Raw genomic sequence first — 16,800 nt, 5'->3', positions numbered from 1 at the left:
TTTGCTTCGCAATTACTGTAACTTAGCTTAAAATTAGAGGTTAGAGATGACGAAAGCCGATATAGTTGAAAAAGTTGCTACCGGAACTGGATTGACCAAACTAGAAACCGAAGCGATAGTTGAAGGATTCTTAAATACTGTAATCCAATCACTTAGAGAAGGAAAGGGTATTGAAATTAGGGGTTTTGGAAGCTACAAAGTAAAAAAGAAAAAAGCCCGTTATGCCCGTAATCCTCGTTCGGGTGAAAAAGTTTATGTTGGTGAACATTATGTTCCGACCTTTAAGTTTTCAAAAGATTTTAAATCTGCTGTCGATTCTGGAATGAAAGATAATTTAGTAAACGAATAGTTGTTTGTTGTTATGAATAAGGATAATAAATGATTAAATGTAAAGTTTGCGGTGAAGAAATAAATTATGAAGTAAAATTTTGTCCTCAATGTGGTGTTGCTGTAAAATCAAAAAATGATAAACAGCATCTGAACAAAGAAGAGAACAATATATTATCTAAATTTTCCAAGACAAAAAAAAATATTCAAAAAGAAAAAAATAAAAAGGCAAGTCATCAAGAAAATTTGGTAAGAACTTTTTCGTCAACAAAACTCATATACTTAATTTTGTTTTTATTAGTTGCATGCGGAGTGATTATATATTCTTCCGGAATATTTGATAGTCTGGCTTCCATAACTTCAACTCAATTTAATGATAAAAACAATCCTCATGCAGGTGTTGATCTTAATAATCTTGAGCAGATTAATTCTTATGAAGAAACACTAAAGAAGAATCCCGGCGATAAAGAAACTTTATTACATCTTGCACACTTGTTAAATGATTCCGGATTGAAAACAAAAGCGATCGAGAGATATAACGATTATTTAAAACATGATCCCAAAAATGCGGATGTTCTTGTAGATATGGGAGTTTGTTATTATGAAACCGGCAAGAATAATGAAGCAATAGCCGCAATGGAAAAGGCATTAACATACCAGCCGAGACATCAAATTGCACATTTAAATTTAGGTGTTGTAAACATGACAGCCGGAAATTCTGTTAAAGCAATTGAATGGTGGAAAAAAGCTGTTGAAATAGATCCGACAAGTGAGATTGGTAAAAAAGCAGAAGAATTAATTAAAACACATTAAAAGGAGAATGTAAATGCCTTGCGGTAGAAAAAGAAAACGCCATAAAATGGCTACCCATAAGCGTAAGAAACGCTTGAGAAAAAATCGTCACAAAAAGAAATTGAGATAAAGTAATGAATGATGTTTGATGATTAATGTAGATTATTTTCTATCATCCGTCAACCATTGTCCATCTTCTCTTAATAAGCCACCTTAGCTCAGCTGGTAGAGCAACGCATTCGTAATGCGTGGGTCGGCGGTTCAATTCCGCCAGGTGGCTCTATCCAATCGAAATCCCTTACAACTCTTTCAATATTCCTATACATTATGCTTCCAAAAGCCCTAATTGACTCTTAAGCACAATTCCCCCTTTTCTTTCATTTTTGCAAAAATAATCTTGACAATCCCAATGAAAAACAGTTATTTTGCATCTGGGTGGGTAATAGTGTTTAATAATCCCAAATAGTGGATAAGCAATGTTCATAGGTAGTTTTAAATACTCGGTTGATGCAAAAGGAAGAATAAGTATTCCTTCCATTTTTAAAAAATATGTTAATGAATCTGCGAACGAAACTTTTGTAATGACCCGCGGAATCGTTCAGTGTATTGATATCTATCCTCAAGATTTTTGGAAAGAAGAAGTACTAACCCGAGTAAACCAGCTAGATGATTTTGATCCTGAAGAAGCTGCTTTCAAAAGAATGCTTTTTGAGTTAGCGGCAGAATATAAACTTGATTCTCAATCAAGATTATTAGTTCCAAAAAATTTATTGGAATTCGCCGGGATAGAACGGGAAGTTTTTATCCTCGGGCAAAATAAGAAGATCGAAATTTGGAATCCTGAACTTTACGAAACTCAGAAAAAAGAGAACACAAAACCGTTTGCAGAAATTGCAAAACAGATAATGCAGAAAAAACCGAAATGAGTTTTCATACACCTGTGCTTTTGAAAGAAAGCATTGATTATTTAATTACAAAAAAGGATGGAATTTATTTCGATGGCACAGCGGGATTTGGCGGACATTCAGAAAAGATTTTAGAAAAATTAAACAGCAGCGGAAAGTTAATAGCAACAGATAAGGATTCTAAAACATTTGAGTATTGTAAAGAAAAGTTTAGTAACGATAAAAGATTTTCAATTTACAGGACAAGTTTTACAGACATTGATTCAATATCAAGGATTGAGTTCATTGACGGTTTTGACGGCATCTTAGCGGACTTGGGTGTGTCTTCTTTTCAATTGGATTCAGTAGAATCCGGTTTTACTTTTAGAGAGGATGCAGCTCTTGATCTCAGGATGAATATTGAAAAAGGAATTACTGCCTCAGATCTGCTGAATAAATTTTCACAAGAAGAGATTACAAAAATCCTATTTGAATACGGTGAAGAAAAAAACGCCAGAAAGATCGCACAGAAAATTGTCAATTTCAGAACTACGGAAAAATTTTCCCGCACATCTCAACTCCGAAAGATAATTGAACAGATAACACCTCAAAGATTTCACACGAAAACCTTATCAAGAGTTTTTCAAGCATTAAGAATTTTTGTTAACGATGAACTCAATGAATTGAAAATATTTTTAGACAAGTCAGTAACTCTATTAAAACCGGGAGGCAGAATAGTTGTTTTGGCATATCATTCTCTTGAAGATAGAATTGTTAAAGAAAAAATTAGATATGAAAGCTTAGAATGTATATGTCCGCCTGGAACGCCGATTTGTATCTGTAAAAAGGAGCAGAGATTAAAAAAGATTACAAAAGCATTAACTCCTAATGAATTAGAAATAAATATTAATCGTAGAGCTCGCAGTGCTAAAATGCGTGTCGCGGAAAGAGTTTAATGAAAAAAGGATCATCACTTAAAAGTTTTATTGTAATTATTACAGCGGTTGCAATTTTACTTTTTACTTACGTAGCAAGTGTAACAGAAATTAAAAGAATGAATAGACAAAAAATAAGTAAACAAGATTCTCTCAACGTAAAACTCAATTTAGTTGAAGGGAAAATGGTAGAAATTCAAAAATGGACAGCCGAAGACAGAATTGTTGTTTATGCTCAGGATTCGATCGGACTCATTCGTCCAAGCGATAATTTAGAAATCATATCTGTTTCAAAAGATCAAATAAAACAGGTTGAAAAATTATTAAATCAAAAATATGATTAATTCGCGCGCACTAATAATAACCGGATTACTTCTGCTGGTCTTTGTTTTATTGATCGCAAGATTATTTACGATTCAGATTTCCAAACATGAATATTATACTCTCATTGCGGATAGACAACAGAATAAACCGCAAAGTGTTAAAGCTGAACGCGGCACGATCAAAGATGTGAACGGAGAAGTACTTAGTTACACTATGGATAATATTTCATTTTATGTGGACAGAAGAATGATGACTCCGCAAAGAGTTGATTCGGTAGTTTCCATTTTCTCCCGTGTCTTTGGCAAACAGAAAGAATATTATAAAAAAATAATTGATGATGGATTTACAAATGTTTGCCTGGAAAAAAAAGTTTCTATGGATAAAGCTTTCCAAATAAAAAAGAATGTTATTGAAGGACTATACTCCGAAGAAGACTTTACCCGTATTTATCCGTACGGAAGTCTGGCTTCGCATGTCTTGGGATATGTTAACCGCGATATGGTTGGAGTAGAAGGAATTGAAAAAGTTTACGAAAATGAATTGACGGGAACCGACGGCATGTACACTTACGAACGTGATGTATTGGGAAGAATCCTTTCAATAGATGAAAACATATCTAAAGCAGCAGTACCGGGAAATAACATCAACTTAACAATTAATAAAACATATCAAAAAATATTAGAAGAAGAATTATCAACCGGGTTGCAAAAATATAACGGTCAATCTGCTGTCGGAATAATAATGAATCCTAATACAGGAGAGATTCTTGCGCTGGCAAACTCACCGGATTTTGATCCGGCTAACTATGAATTATTTCCAGCAGACTCAAGACGTAACAGAGCCATAACCGACACATACGAACCCGGATCAACTATTAAAGCGGCCACCATGTCAATATTATTTGATCGCGGATTAGCAAAAGAGAATGAAGTTATTAATACAGAGAATGGAACATACGTTTACAAGAGCGTAAAGATTCAAGATACTCACAAGCACGAGAACCTTACTGTTCGTCAGGTACTGGAACAATCAAGTAATATCGGAATGGCGAAACTTTCCGAAAGGATAGATGATGAAACTCTTTATAAATATTTACGCGATTTCGGATTTAGTAATGCAACTTCTGTTGATCTTCCTAGTGAAGCTAACGGTCTTCTAAAAAAACCGGGAAGTTTTTCTGCCATAACAAAACCATTTGTTTCATTTGGTTATGAGATAGCTGTTACACCGCTTCAAATGATTGCTGCCTATAGTGCAATTGTTAATGGCGGAACATTATTACAACCGTTCATCTTAAAATCAATTACTGACCAAAACGGTAAGATCATATTAGAAAATCAAACAAAAAAAATTAGAACTGTTATCGAAAAATCCACTTCGGATTTAATAAAAGATTTTATGGTTGGAGTTGTAGAGCATGGTACCGGTATAGAAGCTCAACTGCCCGATGTTCTTGTCGGCGGTAAGACTGGAACATCACAACAGCTTGTTAATAAATCATATTCAAGTAGTCAGCATAATTCATCCTTCATAGGATATTTCCCGGCAGATAATCCAAAAGTGATTTGTTTTATTCTGATCAACGCTCCTCAAGTTGGGCAGTACGGCGGTTTAGTTGCCGCACCAATTTTCCGCGAGGTTGCAAAAAGAATGATCGGAACGGATATGAATTTAGTTCCGAACAAAAAGAAAATTGAAAGGAAACAAAATTTAATAGATCAACTTGTAGCCGATATCAAAACGACACCTAAAACGAAATCTATTTCATTCTCAAACATCGGAGATAAATCATTAACAAATATTTCTACAAGAAAAATTTATAATGAGAATCCGACGACCATGCCTAATCTTATCAATCAATCAATGAGAGATGCAATTGCACGGTTAAATGATATCGGAATGCAATATAAAGTTGTTGGAACAGGCAAAGTTGTTTGGCAAAATCTCGAACCGGGATCAAATATAATTCCAGGTACTGTCTGTCTACTTAAATGTGAACCATTAATTAAAAAAGTAACTGCGAGTACTAACTGAATGAAGCTTTCTGACTTGTTAAATAAGGTGAAAACTATTCAAGTTGCCGGCAATGCCGAACTGAAAGAGATCACCGAAATAACAATTGATTCACGCACATCATCTAATAACTCGCTCTTTTTTGCTATTGAAGGATTCAAAACTGACGGACATAATTTTATTAACGATGTAATTAATAAAGGTGTTGCTGCTGTTGTATTACAAAATCCGAAAGCTATTCCGGATCAAATATTTTCTCACTCAGGATGCATTAAGATTGTTGTTAAAGACAGTAGAAAATCACTCGCTGAGTTCTCAAATGTTTTTTACGGAGAACCTTCAAAGAAATTAAACCTAATCGGTATCACCGGTACAAAAGGAAAAACCACAACAGCATTTTTTTTAAAGAATATTTTTGAACAAACCGGATTTAAAACTGGATTAATCGGAACCATTGCTAATTATATCGGCAAGAACGAAGTGAAGACATTGCTTACCACTCCACAATCACATGAGATCAATTCTTTATTAGCGCAAATGGTGAATGAAAACTGTTCGCAATGTGTAATGGAAGTATCGTCTCACGCTCTCAGATTGAATAGGGTAGATTATTTGAATTTTAGGACCGGAATTTTTACGAACATCACATCCGACCATATGGACTATCACAAAACTTTTGAACACTATCTTGAATCGAAGAAAATTTTATTTGATATGATTTCTTCTACCGGAAAAATTATTTATAACATTGATGATAACAGCTCCACCAAGTTGATAAAAGATTCATCAGCACAAAAATTTTCTTTTGGAATAAGCGAAACTGCATCATGCAGAATAAAAAATATCATGTATTCACTCGAAGGAACAAATTTTGATTTGAGCTGGAAGGGAAAAGAATATCATCTTTCAACAAGTTTGGTCGGACATTTTAATGCTTTCAATGCAGCATCTGCTTTTGAAACTGCGGTTGTAAGCGGAATAGATTATCAAATTGCAATCGAAGGAATTAAAAATACTCCGCAGGTACCCGGAAGATTTGAAGTTATCTCAAAGAAAAATAAAAAAGTTATTGTTGATTATTCACACACATCCGATTCACTCATGCAGGCTCTTACCGCTGTTCGGTATATAGTTAAAGAAGAGAGACCTGTTTACACTGTATTCGGCTGTGGAGGAGACCGCGATAGAACAAAACGCCCCATCATGGGTGATATCGCAGCTTCTATGAGCGATCGAATTTATGTAACATCGGACAATCCGAGAACTGAAGATCCATTTTTTATTATTGATGAAATTTTAAAAGGTATCAAATCGAATAACTATCGAGTTATTGAGAATAGAGAAGAAGCAATTCGTTCTGCAATTTTTGAAAGCGAAGACAATGCAATTATTCTCATTGCCGGTAAAGGGCATGAGAGTTATCAAGAAATTAACGGTGTTAGAAAACACTTTTCTGATAAAGAACTTGCACAAAAATATTTGACCGAATGGGCAAGATAAAAATTACGATCGAGGATTTATTTAATATTTCATCTGCGGTGATTTACAATCCCGATGCATTCAAACCGGTTTCGAACGTTGAGATTGATTCGCGCAGAGTAAAAAAAGGAAGTTTGTTCGTTGCTATCAAAGGTGAAAAATATGACGGACACGATTTTATTCTCGATGCTCTTAAGAAAGGGGCTAATGCAGTAATTATTGATTCGAGGAAGTTGAAGAAATTTAGCTTCCTCGAAATTCCCGTTGTCGCTGTTAATAACACGACAAGAGTATATGGCGAGCTTGCAAAAATTTGGCGCAACAAAATTTCGGCAAAGGTTATTTCAATCACAGGAAGTAATGGTAAAACTACAGTTAAAGAAATGATTGCTTCTCTACTTAGTGAAAAATATAATGTTGTTAAAACAGTGGCGAACAATAACAATCACATCGGCGTCCCATTAACAATTTTAGGAACTGATGAAAAATGCGAAGTATTAGTTCTCGAGCAAGGCACAAATCATTTTAATGAAATTGAGTACTCTGCAAATATTTCCAGACCGGATTACGCAATGATTACAAATATCGGTGATTCACATTTGGAGTTTCTAAAAAATCGTGAAGGAGTATATAAAGAAAAATCTGCTCTTCTGGATATTACCGAGATACATGGCGGAACAGTTTTCCTGAATATGGACGATGCGGTAATAAAAAAACATTCTAAAAATTATTGGAACAAAGTTACATATGGATTTAACGGTTCGGTAGATGTGAAAGGGAAAATATTAGGCTACACAAATGAAGGTAATTCTCGTGTTCAGCTTAAATCTAAAACCCTCTCTTTCGCCTTTAGGGAGGGTTTTAGAGAAATTATTCTTCATTTGTATGGAGAAGCTAATGCAAAAAATTTCTTAGCTGCTGCTGCAATAGCTCTTAAACTAGGATTGAATGAAAAAGAAATTCTCAACGGAACAAAAAATATTAAACCGGTTCATGGAAGATTAGAAGTAAAGAAATTTAAGGACGCTGTTGTTATTGATGACACTTACAATTCTAGTCCGTCTTCGGTAGAATCGGCAGTAGATCTAATTAAAAAGATTAAAACACATAAAAGGAAAATAATCGTACTCGGAGATATGTTAGAACTCGGTAAACAATCTGAAAAATTACATAAAGATTTAGCAAAGCTTTTTTCGTCGGATAAAAACTTATTTGTTCTTACTACCGGTAATATGATGAAACATTTGAACAAAGCACTCAGAAAGAAAAAAGTAAAATCAATCCACTTTCACATTCGCGAAGCATTGTCTCTCTATTTACAGTACGAAGAAATTGAGAACTCGGTTATTCTAGTAAAGGGTTCCCGCGGAATGAAGATGGAGGAATTTGTAAACGTATTGGAGAAAAGGTTTGAATAATGTTTTACTATTTGCTTGAGTACATTAATAAAGTTTTTAGTCCACCCGGATTTGATGTATTCCGCTTTTTGACATTTCGATCTGCGGTTGCAGCTATTACGGCGTTGTTGATCTCTTTCATCTTCGGACCAAAGATAATCAGACGATTAAAGAAAAATCAAGTTGACCAACCAATACGCGATGAGGGACCGCAGACACACAAGAAGAAACAAGGAACACCTACAATGGGAGGTTTAATAATTCTCTTATCGGTCATTGTTCCGGTTCTATTGTGGAGCGATATTAAAAGCATTTATATAATTTTGGTTTTGTTCGGCACTGTGTTTTTAGGCGGAGTTGGTTTCTTAGATGATTATTTGAAAGTAGTTAAAAAAGTTCCTCAAGGATTAATTGCCCGTTACAAATTAATGGGACAAATTTTTGTTGGTCTCGTTGTTGGATTTGCGGTTTATTACTTACCCGAATTTGCACAATACAATACACAAACGACTTTACCATTCTTCAAAAATCTGAATTGGGATTTTTCCTATCTATATATACCGTGGGTTGTTTTCATTATTACCGCACTTTCGAACGCTGTAAATCTAACAGACGGACTTGACGGACTTGCTATCGGTACGATAATTATTGTCATGCTAGCGCTCGCAATAATAGTTTATGTAACCGGCAACGTTATCTATTCGGACTATCTAAATATAATTTATTTACCAGGCAGTGGAGAATTAACGGTTTTCATCGCGGCATTGATCGGTGCTGGACTAGGATTTCTTTGGTTCAATTTTTATCCGGCTCAAGTATTTATGGGTGATACAGGTTCTCTTGCACTCGGCGGTGCTTTTGGTGTAATGATGATTCTCGTTAAAAAAGATTTGCTGATTCCAATTCTTGGCGGAATATTTTTTATTGAAACGTTATCCGTGATCATTCAACGTCTTTATTTCAAATACACAAAGAAAAAATACGGTGAAGGAAGAAGAGTTTTTAAGATGGCTCCGATTCACCATCACTTTGAACAACTGAATTGGGCAGAGCCGAAAATTGTAATCCGGTTTTATATCATCACAATAATTTTAGCATTAATGAGTTTAGCTTCATTCAAAATAAGATAATGGATATACGCGGGAAAAAAATATCGATCATTGGCGCCGTACGCAGCGGATTAGGTGCAGCCAAACTTGCAAAGAAACTTGGCGCTGTTCCTTTTATCAGCGATAGCAGTTCGGAAAAAGATTTAGTTGATTCAATTTCTGTTTTGAAGTCTGAATCAATTGCTTATGAATGCGGCGCTCATACAGAGAAGGTTTATGATTGCGCTCTAATCGTAACAAGTCCCGGAGTTCCGACTAATTCTGCTGTACTGACTAGTGCACTGAAAAAAAATATTAAAGTAGTCAGCGAAGTTGAATTTGCATCATGGTTTTGTAAAGGTAGTATTATTTCCATAACCGGAACGAATGGAAAAACAACAACTACAGCTTTAATGAATTACACATTGAATCAAGCAGGAATAAAATGTTATTCAGCGGGAAATATCGGCGAAGCATTTTCAGAGATTACTCTTGATGTGAGAGAAGATGAATTTGTTTCCTTGGAAACTTCAAGTTTCCAACTTGATTTTATAGATGAGTTCAAGCCGCGTTTTTCAATGATATTAAATATTACTCCGGATCATCTTGATAGATACAACAATAATTTTGATGAATACATTATTTCAAAAATCAAAATTGCAAAGAACCAAAACGAAGAAGACTTTTTTATTTATAACGCAGATGATCAAAACATAAAAAATAATTTGAAGAACAGAAAAGTTCAGAAACTTGCCTTCTCATTATTAAGCGAAGTTCCAGCCGGCGCTTTTTATAAAGAAGGCAAGATCTTCTTTTCATGGTTCGGAAAAATTAGTGAGATCTGCTCTGCAAGCGATTTGTTTATCAAGGGCGAACATAATATTGCAAATGCACTTCCTGTTCTGATCATAGCAAAGTTATTGAATGTACCGAATCAAAAAATTAGAAATGCATTTTCATCATTTAAGGGCGTAGAGCATAGAATTGAATTTGTACGTGAACTTAACGGTGTTGAATATTATAACGATTCAAAAGCAACAAATGTAGATTCCGTTTACGTAGCGCTAAAAAGTTTTGATAAACCATTGTATTTAATACTTGGTGGAAAAGATAAAGGAAACAATTACGATCAGATTAAAGAATTAGTTAAACAGCATGTTAAGAAAATTTATGCAATCGGTTCATCTGCACAGAAAGTTTATGATTATTTCAATTCAGTAATATTAACAGAAATAAAAGAATCTCTTAAAGCTTGTGTAGAAACAGCGAGAATAGAAGCAGAACCGGGTAGCGTTATTTTGCTTTCACCGGCTTGTGCAAGTTTTGATATGTTCAAAAATTATGAACATAGAGGAAAAGTTTTCAAAGAAGAAGTAAACAAATTGGTTTGATGAATACATCGGTTAAAATATTGATCGGATTAGTTGTGGGTTTTATTATGCTTGGAGCAATTATGGTTTTTACTGCCAGCGGTACTTACAGCTTTTCTAGATTTAACAGCTTTTACTTTTTATTCAAATCACATTTATGGAAAGTATTTGCTGCAGTAGGGATGATGATAATTTTTTCCTACTTCCCTTATGATAAATACCGCGAGTACAGTAAGTGGGCATTAATACTAATTATCACCGTATTGATTTTTACTTTTCTCTTTGCGGCGAAAGTTAAAGGCGCTCAACGATGGATTGATCTTGGATTTATGCAATTCCAACCTTCGGAAGCGGCTAAAGTAATTTTAATTGTTCACTTGGCTGTAATGCTGGAGAAAATGGGAGACGAACTAAAAGATTTTAAGAAAGGATTTCTTTTGCCGTTATTCTGGGTTGCCATTGTTAGCGCATTGGTTCTAATCCAACCAAATGTTAGTACAAGTTTAATCATAGTAATTACTTCAATTGTAATTTTATTTGTTGCAGGTGCTAGGATAAAACATATACTCGGCATTATTGTTCCTGTAGGTTTATCTCTGGGTTCTGTCATGATGATATTCAGACACTCACGTGAAAGAGTTATAACATTCATCGAAAGTTTGATAAACGGCGGTGATATTAATATACAAGTAAAGCAGGCAAAAATTGCTTTAGGCAGCGGAGGTCTTTTAGGTGTTGGATTAGGACACAGCAGACAGAGCGATTTATTTCTTCCTGAATCATACGGCGATTTTATTTTTTCAATACTTGGTGAAGAACTCGGTTTTGTAGGCGCAATAGTAGTTCTTTTCTTATTTCTTTTTTTGTTCGCTGTTTGTTTGGTCGTAGCCAAAAAGGCACAAGATAGATTTGGTCAGCTTCTTGTTTTAGGGTTAGGATTTAACATAATAGTCAGCGCTTTTATAAATGCGTGTGTAGTCACAGGATTAATTCCAACAACCGGAATCACTTTCCCATTTATTAGTTTCGGCGGAACATCAATTATTCTTTTTGCAGTGTCAATTGGAATAATTGTAAATGTTGGAAGACAGACGGTTAAGACAACAGAATTAAAAATTGCTCAAGTGTAATGAAGAATAGAACTCCATATCGTTTTGTTTTTGTTGGCGGCGGAACCGGCGGTCATTTATATCCTGCTCTTGCGGTTGCCCAACAGATTCGTCTGATGAAACCGGAATCTGAAATTTTATTTGTTGGCGCAAAAAATAAAATTGAAGAACGTGTAGTACCGGAATATGGTTTCCCTTTCAAGGCAATTTGGGTTAGCGGATTTTCACGAAAGTTAGACATAAACAATTTACTGTTCCCGGTAAAATTATTTGTTTCGGCGATTCAATCGTTCGTTATTAACTATGGATTCAAGCCGCGTGTAGCTATAGGATGCGGTGCATATGTTTCGGGTCCTGTCGTCTGGTCGGCATCAGTACTTGGTGTAAAAGTGATGTTGCTTGAACAGAATAGTTATCCCGGGATTACTAATAGAATCCTTGAAAAGAAAGCACACGAAATTCATATTGCGTTTGAAGAATCAAAAAAATATTTCAGAGACGAATCGAAATTAAAATTGAGCGGTAATCCTATAAGAATAAATTTGAGGTTGAGTGATAAATCCGAAGCAAAGAAAAAATTCGGATTGAATGAATTGAAAAAAGTATTGCTGGTAGTTGGAGGAAGCGGTGGTGCACGATCTATCAATCAAGCTGTTGCTGATAATGTAGATCAATTAGTATCGAACAATATTCAAGTCATTTGGCAGACAGGCCAATTTTATTATGAACATTATAAAAAATTCTCGAACGAATCAGTTAAAATATTTCCGTTCATCAGTGATATGTCTTCCGCATACTCAGCGGCAGATATTGTACTTGCACGTTCAGGAGCTACAACAATAGCTGAAGTATCATTTCTATCGTTGCCGGTTGTATTCGTTCCTTCGGCAAATGTTGCTGCAAATCATCAGTATATGAATGCCAAAGCATTGAAAGTTGTGAACGCAGCAGAATTGATAGAAGATAAAAATTTGAAAGACGAATTCTTTCCTGTGGTGAATGAATTAATCTTTAATGAAGCACGTCAGGAAATTATGAAAAAAAATATTTCATTATTTGCTAGACCATTAGCAGCAAAAACAATTGCCGAAAGTGCAATCAAATTTGCTGAGACAATATGAGAATGAAACTATGATGATGATGACTGTTAAAAATGTTCACTTTGTCGGTATAGGCGGAATTGGAATGAGCGGTATAGCAGAAATATTATTAAACCAAGGATTTAATATTTCCGGTTCCGATCTAAATAAAACTGAAGTAACTGAACGATTGGAAAGTTTGGGCATCAAAGTTTATGAAGGACATTCACCGGAAAATTTGAAAAATGCCGATGTGGTTGTTTATTCATCTGCCGTTAATCTGGAAAATCCGGAAGTGAAAGAAGCATTAAAAAGAAAAATTCCGGTAATCAAACGTTCTGAAATGCTTGCCGAATGTATGAGAATGAAATACGGAATCGGAATTGCAGGTACACATGGAAAAACTACTACAACCTCTATGGTCGGATTGGTATTAACAGAAGCGGGAATAGATCCGACAATTATTGTCGGCGGAAAGTTGAGCGGGCTTGGCGGAACAAATGCCCGTTTAGGTAAAGGCGATTATATAGTAGTGGAGGCAGATGAATTTGACAGAACATTTTTAAAACTTACTCCGGTAATTGCAGCGTTAACAACTCTTGAAAGAGAACATTTAGATACATATAAAGATTTGAATGATATAAAATCCGCATTCGTAGAGTTTGCAAACAAGGTTCCGTTTTTCGGCTTTGTTGTTCTTTGTCTTGATGAACCGGCTCTTCAGGATGTTATTCCTCAGATCAATAAAAAAATTTTTACTTACGGAATAACATCGCAAGCAGATATTCGTGCAACAAATATTTCCCATTCTGAAAATCATTCTGAGTTTAGTGTGGTTTATCTTGGAAAAGAACTCGGAAGAATTAAAATCAATATTCCCGGATTACACAACATAAAAAATTCTCTTGTTGCGGTAACAATTGCCAAAGAAATGGGTGTTGAGTTCGGTGTTATTAAAAAATCGCTCGAATCATTCAATGGAGTTTACCGCCGATTTGAAACAAAGTATAATAAAGAAGTTATGGTCATTGATGATTACGGTCATCATCCGACAGAAATTAATGTAACGTTAGATGGAATTCGCCGCGGATGGAATAGAAGATTGGTTGTAGTATTCCAACCGCATTTGTATTCACGCACAAAAGATTTTTATGCTGAGTTCGGGCGTTCATTTCTGAACTCAGATATATTTATATGTACTGATGTATATCCGGCAAGAGAGAAACCGATCGAAGGAATTACCGGAGAACTTATTGCAAATACTGCAAAAGATTTTGGTCATAAGAATGTTTACTACGAACCGGATAAAACAAAAATTCCGGAACTCCTTCAAAAAATTTATAAGAAAGACGACCTCATTATTACAATGGGAGCCGGTGATATATGGAAATACGGCGAAAAATTTGTTGCATTCTTAAAAGAGAAACAAAAATAAAATAATGACTAAGACAGCAAAGATATTAAGCACACTTTTTTTAATTCTTACGATCGGGTTGATGATATACTTATCGGTTGGATTGAAAAACGATATTGATTATAAGATAAGTCTAATCTCACTTGACGGAAATATTCATCTTTCCAAAGAACAATATTTAGGTTATGCAAATCTGCTCGATAAGAATAATTATGAAAAGCTCACACTTCAAATCATAAAAGATAGGATTGAAAAGCATCCTTACGTTCAACAAGCAGAAGTACGTTATGACGGTAACAGTAAGGTTTCGGTAAAAATAATTGAAAAAACATTTGACTCAATTTTAGTAGACAGTGTTAATCAATACATCATAACAGAAAATCTTCAAATACTTCCTGTATTTCCTCAGACAAAGAAAATTGACTACCCGATAATTTCCAATCCGGTTCTTGGCAACGGAGTGAGAATCTTATCTTCTCTAAAAAATATTAGCGACATCGTATTAGCATCGAAAATAATTACTGAAGTAAAATTGCTAAATCCGGAATTGTATGACAGCTTATCATCAATTGATATGCAAAACGGAAATGATGTCGTTCTCTATTTCTCGAGTTTGAATTATCCGGTAATTATTGGAAGAGGAAGTGAAATTAGAAAAGTAATCTACTTCAATAATTTCTGGACTTATTTGAAAGGGAAGGAAATAAATAATTACATGGAGTATGTGGATTTGCGCTACGGCGGACACGTATATCTCGGCATTACAGAACAGAATAGCCAGGAGGGTCAAAAGAAATCATGAAAAAAAATATTATAGCAGGACTTGATCTTGGAACAACAAAAGTTTGTGCGATAATTGCCGAACAGGTTGACAATCATCTGAATATACTTGGATTCGGCGTCGCTCCTTCGGAAGGATTAAATCGGGGATTGGTTGCAAATATTTCTAAGACAGCTGAAGCGATTACCGAAGCAATGCATATTGCATCCAACAGAGCAGGTCTTACCGTGAAAGAATTAAATGTTGGTGTAGCGGGCGAGCACATAACAAGTTTACGTCATAGAAATTATGTAACAATTAATAATCCGGAACGAGAAATAACTGAGCATGATTTAGATCGTTTACGGGCTGATGTTCAGACTATACGAATTCCTTCCGATCGCCAGATACTTCACATAATTCCCGAAGAATATTCAGTTGATCATCAAGGCGGAATTGATGACCCGATCGGGATGTGCGGTTCGCGATTGGAAGCTGTGAATCATGTAGTACTTGCTTCGATACCTGCTATTCAAAACATAAAAAAATCTGTTGAGCGTGCAGGTTATACAGTTAAAGATTATGTACTTCAACCGATCGCATCAAGTTTTGCTGTGCTTGATGAAAACGAAAAAGATTTAGGTGTACTGTTGATTGATATCGGCGGCGGAACAACTGATATAGCAGTCTTTCACCGTAAAGCAATTAAACACACAAAAGTAATTGGAGTTGCCGGCAATCAGGTTACAAATGATGTTCGTGAGACTTTAGGAATTGTAACTGCCGATGCAGAAAAACTTAAAAAAGAATATGGCTACGCAACTGAACATGCAATCATTAAAGATGAAGATATTTTTATTAAAGGTGTTGGCGGAAGAGGAAACGTGAAAATTCCTTTATCGCTACTTACTCAAATAATAAGTGTACGCATGAAAGAATTATTCGCACTGATTGATAATGAACTCCGCCAAGCCGGATTCAAAAATAAAATTAAAGCAGGAGTTGTACTTACCGGCGGCGGATCTTTACTAAAAGGATGTACGGAATTAGCCGAAGAAGTTTTTGGAATGCCTGCTCGTATCGGTGTTCCTCTTGATCTTGGTTCAGGATTATCGAATGAAGTTGAAAGTCCTGAATTTGCAACTGTCGCAGGATTAATTAGAGGTATACCGGGAAAATCATCTTCAGAGCAGTTTACTACTGTAAAAGCAAGTGGCTCAGAACATAAATTAAATGTGATCAAACTATTCAAAAGATTACAAGAATTTTTTGATAAACTATAATTAAAATACCACAACAAGGAGGAGTTATGTCCACAATGGAAAAGAGACCGCGATTCTTCACTCTTGAAACACAAAGACCAATGTCAGCACAATTAAAAGTAGTTGGTGTAGGCGGAGGCGGTTGCAACGCAATTGACAGCATGATCGAACGCGGATTAACCGGCGTTGAGTTTATTGCTGTAAATACAGACGCTCAAGTTCTCGAAGAGAGTTTGGCTACTCATAAAATTCAAATCGGAACAAATGTAACACGCGGACTTGGAGCAGGTGCAGATCCTAATGTAGGAAGGAAAGCGGCTGAAGAAGATCGGGAGAAGATTACCCGCATGCTTGAAGGAAGCGATATGGTTTTTGTTACTTCGGGAATGGGCGGCGGAACTGGAACAGGGGCAGCTCCGATTGTTGCATCTATTGCTAAAAGTCTTGGTGCACTTGTAATCGGTATCGTTACAAAACCTTTCACTTGGGAAGGTAAAAAACGAAAGAAAAATGCAGATGAAGGAATTGCTGAACTGCGTCAACTGGTAGATAGTTTAATTGTTGTAC

At 35.4% G+C, this 16,800-nt stretch carries 16 protein-coding genes and 1 tRNA gene; all 17 read left to right on the top strand.

Annotation, left to right across the window (positions count from 1 at the left end):
* Positions 1 to 46 precede the first annotated feature (46 nt).
* The gene (locus NTZ27_04595) at positions 47 to 349 is read left to right on the top strand and encodes an integration host factor subunit beta (protein MCX6174018.1); all 303 of its coding nucleotides are present in this window, start codon (positions 47 to 49) and stop codon (positions 347 to 349) included.
* Between the two features lie 29 nt (positions 350 to 378).
* Positions 379 to 1,140, top strand: coding sequence for a tetratricopeptide repeat protein (locus NTZ27_04590; protein ID MCX6174017.1), 762 nt, complete (start codon positions 379 to 381; stop codon positions 1,138 to 1,140).
* 186 nt (positions 1,141 to 1,326) lie between these two features.
* A tRNA-Thr gene (locus NTZ27_04585) sits at positions 1,327 to 1,399 on the top strand.
* Between the two features lie 196 nt (positions 1,400 to 1,595).
* Positions 1,596 to 2,045: a division/cell wall cluster transcriptional repressor MraZ gene (gene mraZ, locus NTZ27_04580; protein ID MCX6174016.1), complete on the top strand. Its 450-nt coding sequence runs from the start codon at positions 1,596 to 1,598 to the stop codon at positions 2,043 to 2,045.
* Positions 2,042 to 2,959: a 16S rRNA (cytosine(1402)-N(4))-methyltransferase RsmH gene (gene rsmH / locus NTZ27_04575; protein ID MCX6174015.1), complete on the top strand. Its 918-nt coding sequence runs from the start codon at positions 2,042 to 2,044 to the stop codon at positions 2,957 to 2,959. Before mraZ ends, rsmH begins: the two co-directional genes overlap by 4 nt.
* Positions 2,959 to 3,282, top strand: a complete 324-nt coding sequence (locus tag NTZ27_04570) for a hypothetical protein (GenBank protein ID MCX6174014.1) — start codon at positions 2,959 to 2,961, stop codon at positions 3,280 to 3,282. The genes rsmH and NTZ27_04570 overlap by 1 nt, the downstream gene beginning before the upstream one ends.
* Entirely contained in the window at positions 3,275 to 5,296 is a 2,022-nt protein-coding gene (locus NTZ27_04565) for a penicillin-binding protein (GenBank protein ID MCX6174013.1), read from the top strand. The genes NTZ27_04570 and NTZ27_04565 overlap by 8 nt, the downstream gene beginning before the upstream one ends.
* Complete coding sequence (locus NTZ27_04560) at positions 5,297 to 6,775, top strand: UDP-N-acetylmuramoyl-L-alanyl-D-glutamate--2,6-diaminopimelate ligase (GenBank protein MCX6174012.1); 1,479 nt, start codon at positions 5,297 to 5,299, stop codon at positions 6,773 to 6,775.
* Positions 6,763 to 8,172, top strand: coding sequence for a UDP-N-acetylmuramoyl-tripeptide--D-alanyl-D-alanine ligase (locus NTZ27_04555; protein ID MCX6174011.1), 1,410 nt, complete (start codon positions 6,763 to 6,765; stop codon positions 8,170 to 8,172). The genes NTZ27_04560 and NTZ27_04555 overlap by 13 nt, the downstream gene beginning before the upstream one ends.
* Complete coding sequence (gene mraY / locus NTZ27_04550; protein ID MCX6174010.1) at positions 8,172 to 9,281, top strand: phospho-N-acetylmuramoyl-pentapeptide-transferase; 1,110 nt, start codon at positions 8,172 to 8,174, stop codon at positions 9,279 to 9,281. The genes NTZ27_04555 and mraY overlap by 1 nt, the downstream gene beginning before the upstream one ends.
* Positions 9,281 to 10,630 carry a UDP-N-acetylmuramoyl-L-alanine--D-glutamate ligase gene (gene murD / locus NTZ27_04545; protein ID MCX6174009.1) on the top strand — a complete coding sequence of 450 codons (1,350 nt, stop codon included), beginning with the start codon at positions 9,281 to 9,283 and terminating at the stop codon, positions 10,628 to 10,630. Before mraY ends, murD begins: the two co-directional genes overlap by 1 nt.
* The gene (locus NTZ27_04540) at positions 10,630 to 11,739 is read left to right on the top strand and encodes an FtsW/RodA/SpoVE family cell cycle protein (protein ID MCX6174008.1); all 1,110 of its coding nucleotides are present in this window, start codon (positions 10,630 to 10,632) and stop codon (positions 11,737 to 11,739) included. Before murD ends, NTZ27_04540 begins: the two co-directional genes overlap by 1 nt.
* Positions 11,739 to 12,839, top strand: a complete 1,101-nt coding sequence (murG, locus tag NTZ27_04535) for an undecaprenyldiphospho-muramoylpentapeptide beta-N-acetylglucosaminyltransferase (GenBank protein ID MCX6174007.1) — start codon at positions 11,739 to 11,741, stop codon at positions 12,837 to 12,839. Before NTZ27_04540 ends, murG begins: the two co-directional genes overlap by 1 nt.
* The gene (gene murC, locus NTZ27_04530) at positions 12,811 to 14,232 is read left to right on the top strand and encodes a UDP-N-acetylmuramate--L-alanine ligase (protein MCX6174006.1); all 1,422 of its coding nucleotides are present in this window, start codon (positions 12,811 to 12,813) and stop codon (positions 14,230 to 14,232) included. The genes murG and murC overlap by 29 nt, the downstream gene beginning before the upstream one ends.
* Before the next feature lie 4 nt (positions 14,233 to 14,236).
* On the top strand, positions 14,237 to 15,013 hold the full coding sequence (locus tag NTZ27_04525; protein ID MCX6174005.1) for an FtsQ-type POTRA domain-containing protein: 777 nt from the start codon (positions 14,237 to 14,239) through the stop codon (positions 15,011 to 15,013).
* A complete protein-coding gene (ftsA, locus tag NTZ27_04520; GenBank protein ID MCX6174004.1) occupies positions 15,010 to 16,254 on the top strand; it encodes a cell division protein FtsA in 1,245 nt (414 codons plus the stop codon). Before NTZ27_04525 ends, ftsA begins: the two co-directional genes overlap by 4 nt.
* Before the next feature lie 26 nt (positions 16,255 to 16,280).
* A partial coding sequence (locus NTZ27_04515; GenBank protein MCX6174003.1) for a cell division protein FtsZ occupies positions 16,281 to 16,800 on the top strand: 520 nt, incomplete at its 3' end.

The sequence above is a fragment of the Ignavibacteriales bacterium genome, assembly GCA_026390775.1.
Lineage (GTDB): Bacteria > Bacteroidota > Ignavibacteria > Ignavibacteriales > Melioribacteraceae > Fen-1258.
This window is presented reverse-complemented; position numbering and strand designations above follow the sequence as displayed.

Excerpts from the sequence above, each read along its gene's own strand:
- murG (MCX6174007.1), top strand. The coding sequence starts at position 11,739 with ATGAAGAATAGAACTCCATATCGTTTTGTTTTTGTTGGCGGCGGAACC.
- rsmH (MCX6174015.1), top strand. The coding sequence starts at position 2,042 with ATGAGTTTTCATACACCTGTGCTTTTGAAAGAAAGCATTGATTATTTA.
- NTZ27_04595 (MCX6174018.1), top strand. The coding sequence starts at position 47 with ATGACGAAAGCCGATATAGTTGAAAAAGTTGCTACCGGAACTGGATTG.
- murD (MCX6174009.1), top strand. The coding sequence starts at position 9,281 with ATGGATATACGCGGGAAAAAAATATCGATCATTGGCGCCGTACGCAGC.
- NTZ27_04570 (MCX6174014.1), top strand. The coding sequence starts at position 2,959 with ATGAAAAAAGGATCATCACTTAAAAGTTTTATTGTAATTATTACAGCG.
- NTZ27_04540 (MCX6174008.1), top strand. The coding sequence starts at position 10,630 with ATGAATACATCGGTTAAAATATTGATCGGATTAGTTGTGGGTTTTATT.
- NTZ27_04565 (MCX6174013.1), top strand. The coding sequence starts at position 3,275 with ATGATTAATTCGCGCGCACTAATAATAACCGGATTACTTCTGCTGGTC.
- mraZ (MCX6174016.1), top strand. The coding sequence starts at position 1,596 with ATGTTCATAGGTAGTTTTAAATACTCGGTTGATGCAAAAGGAAGAATA.
- NTZ27_04590 (MCX6174017.1), top strand. The coding sequence starts at position 379 with ATGATTAAATGTAAAGTTTGCGGTGAAGAAATAAATTATGAAGTAAAA.
- NTZ27_04555 (MCX6174011.1), top strand. The coding sequence starts at position 6,763 with ATGGGCAAGATAAAAATTACGATCGAGGATTTATTTAATATTTCATCT.
- mraY (MCX6174010.1), top strand. The coding sequence starts at position 8,172 with ATGTTTTACTATTTGCTTGAGTACATTAATAAAGTTTTTAGTCCACCC.
- ftsA (MCX6174004.1), top strand. The coding sequence starts at position 15,010 with ATGAAAAAAAATATTATAGCAGGACTTGATCTTGGAACAACAAAAGTT.
- NTZ27_04525 (MCX6174005.1), top strand. The coding sequence starts at position 14,237 with ATGACTAAGACAGCAAAGATATTAAGCACACTTTTTTTAATTCTTACG.
- NTZ27_04560 (MCX6174012.1), top strand. The coding sequence starts at position 5,297 with ATGAAGCTTTCTGACTTGTTAAATAAGGTGAAAACTATTCAAGTTGCC.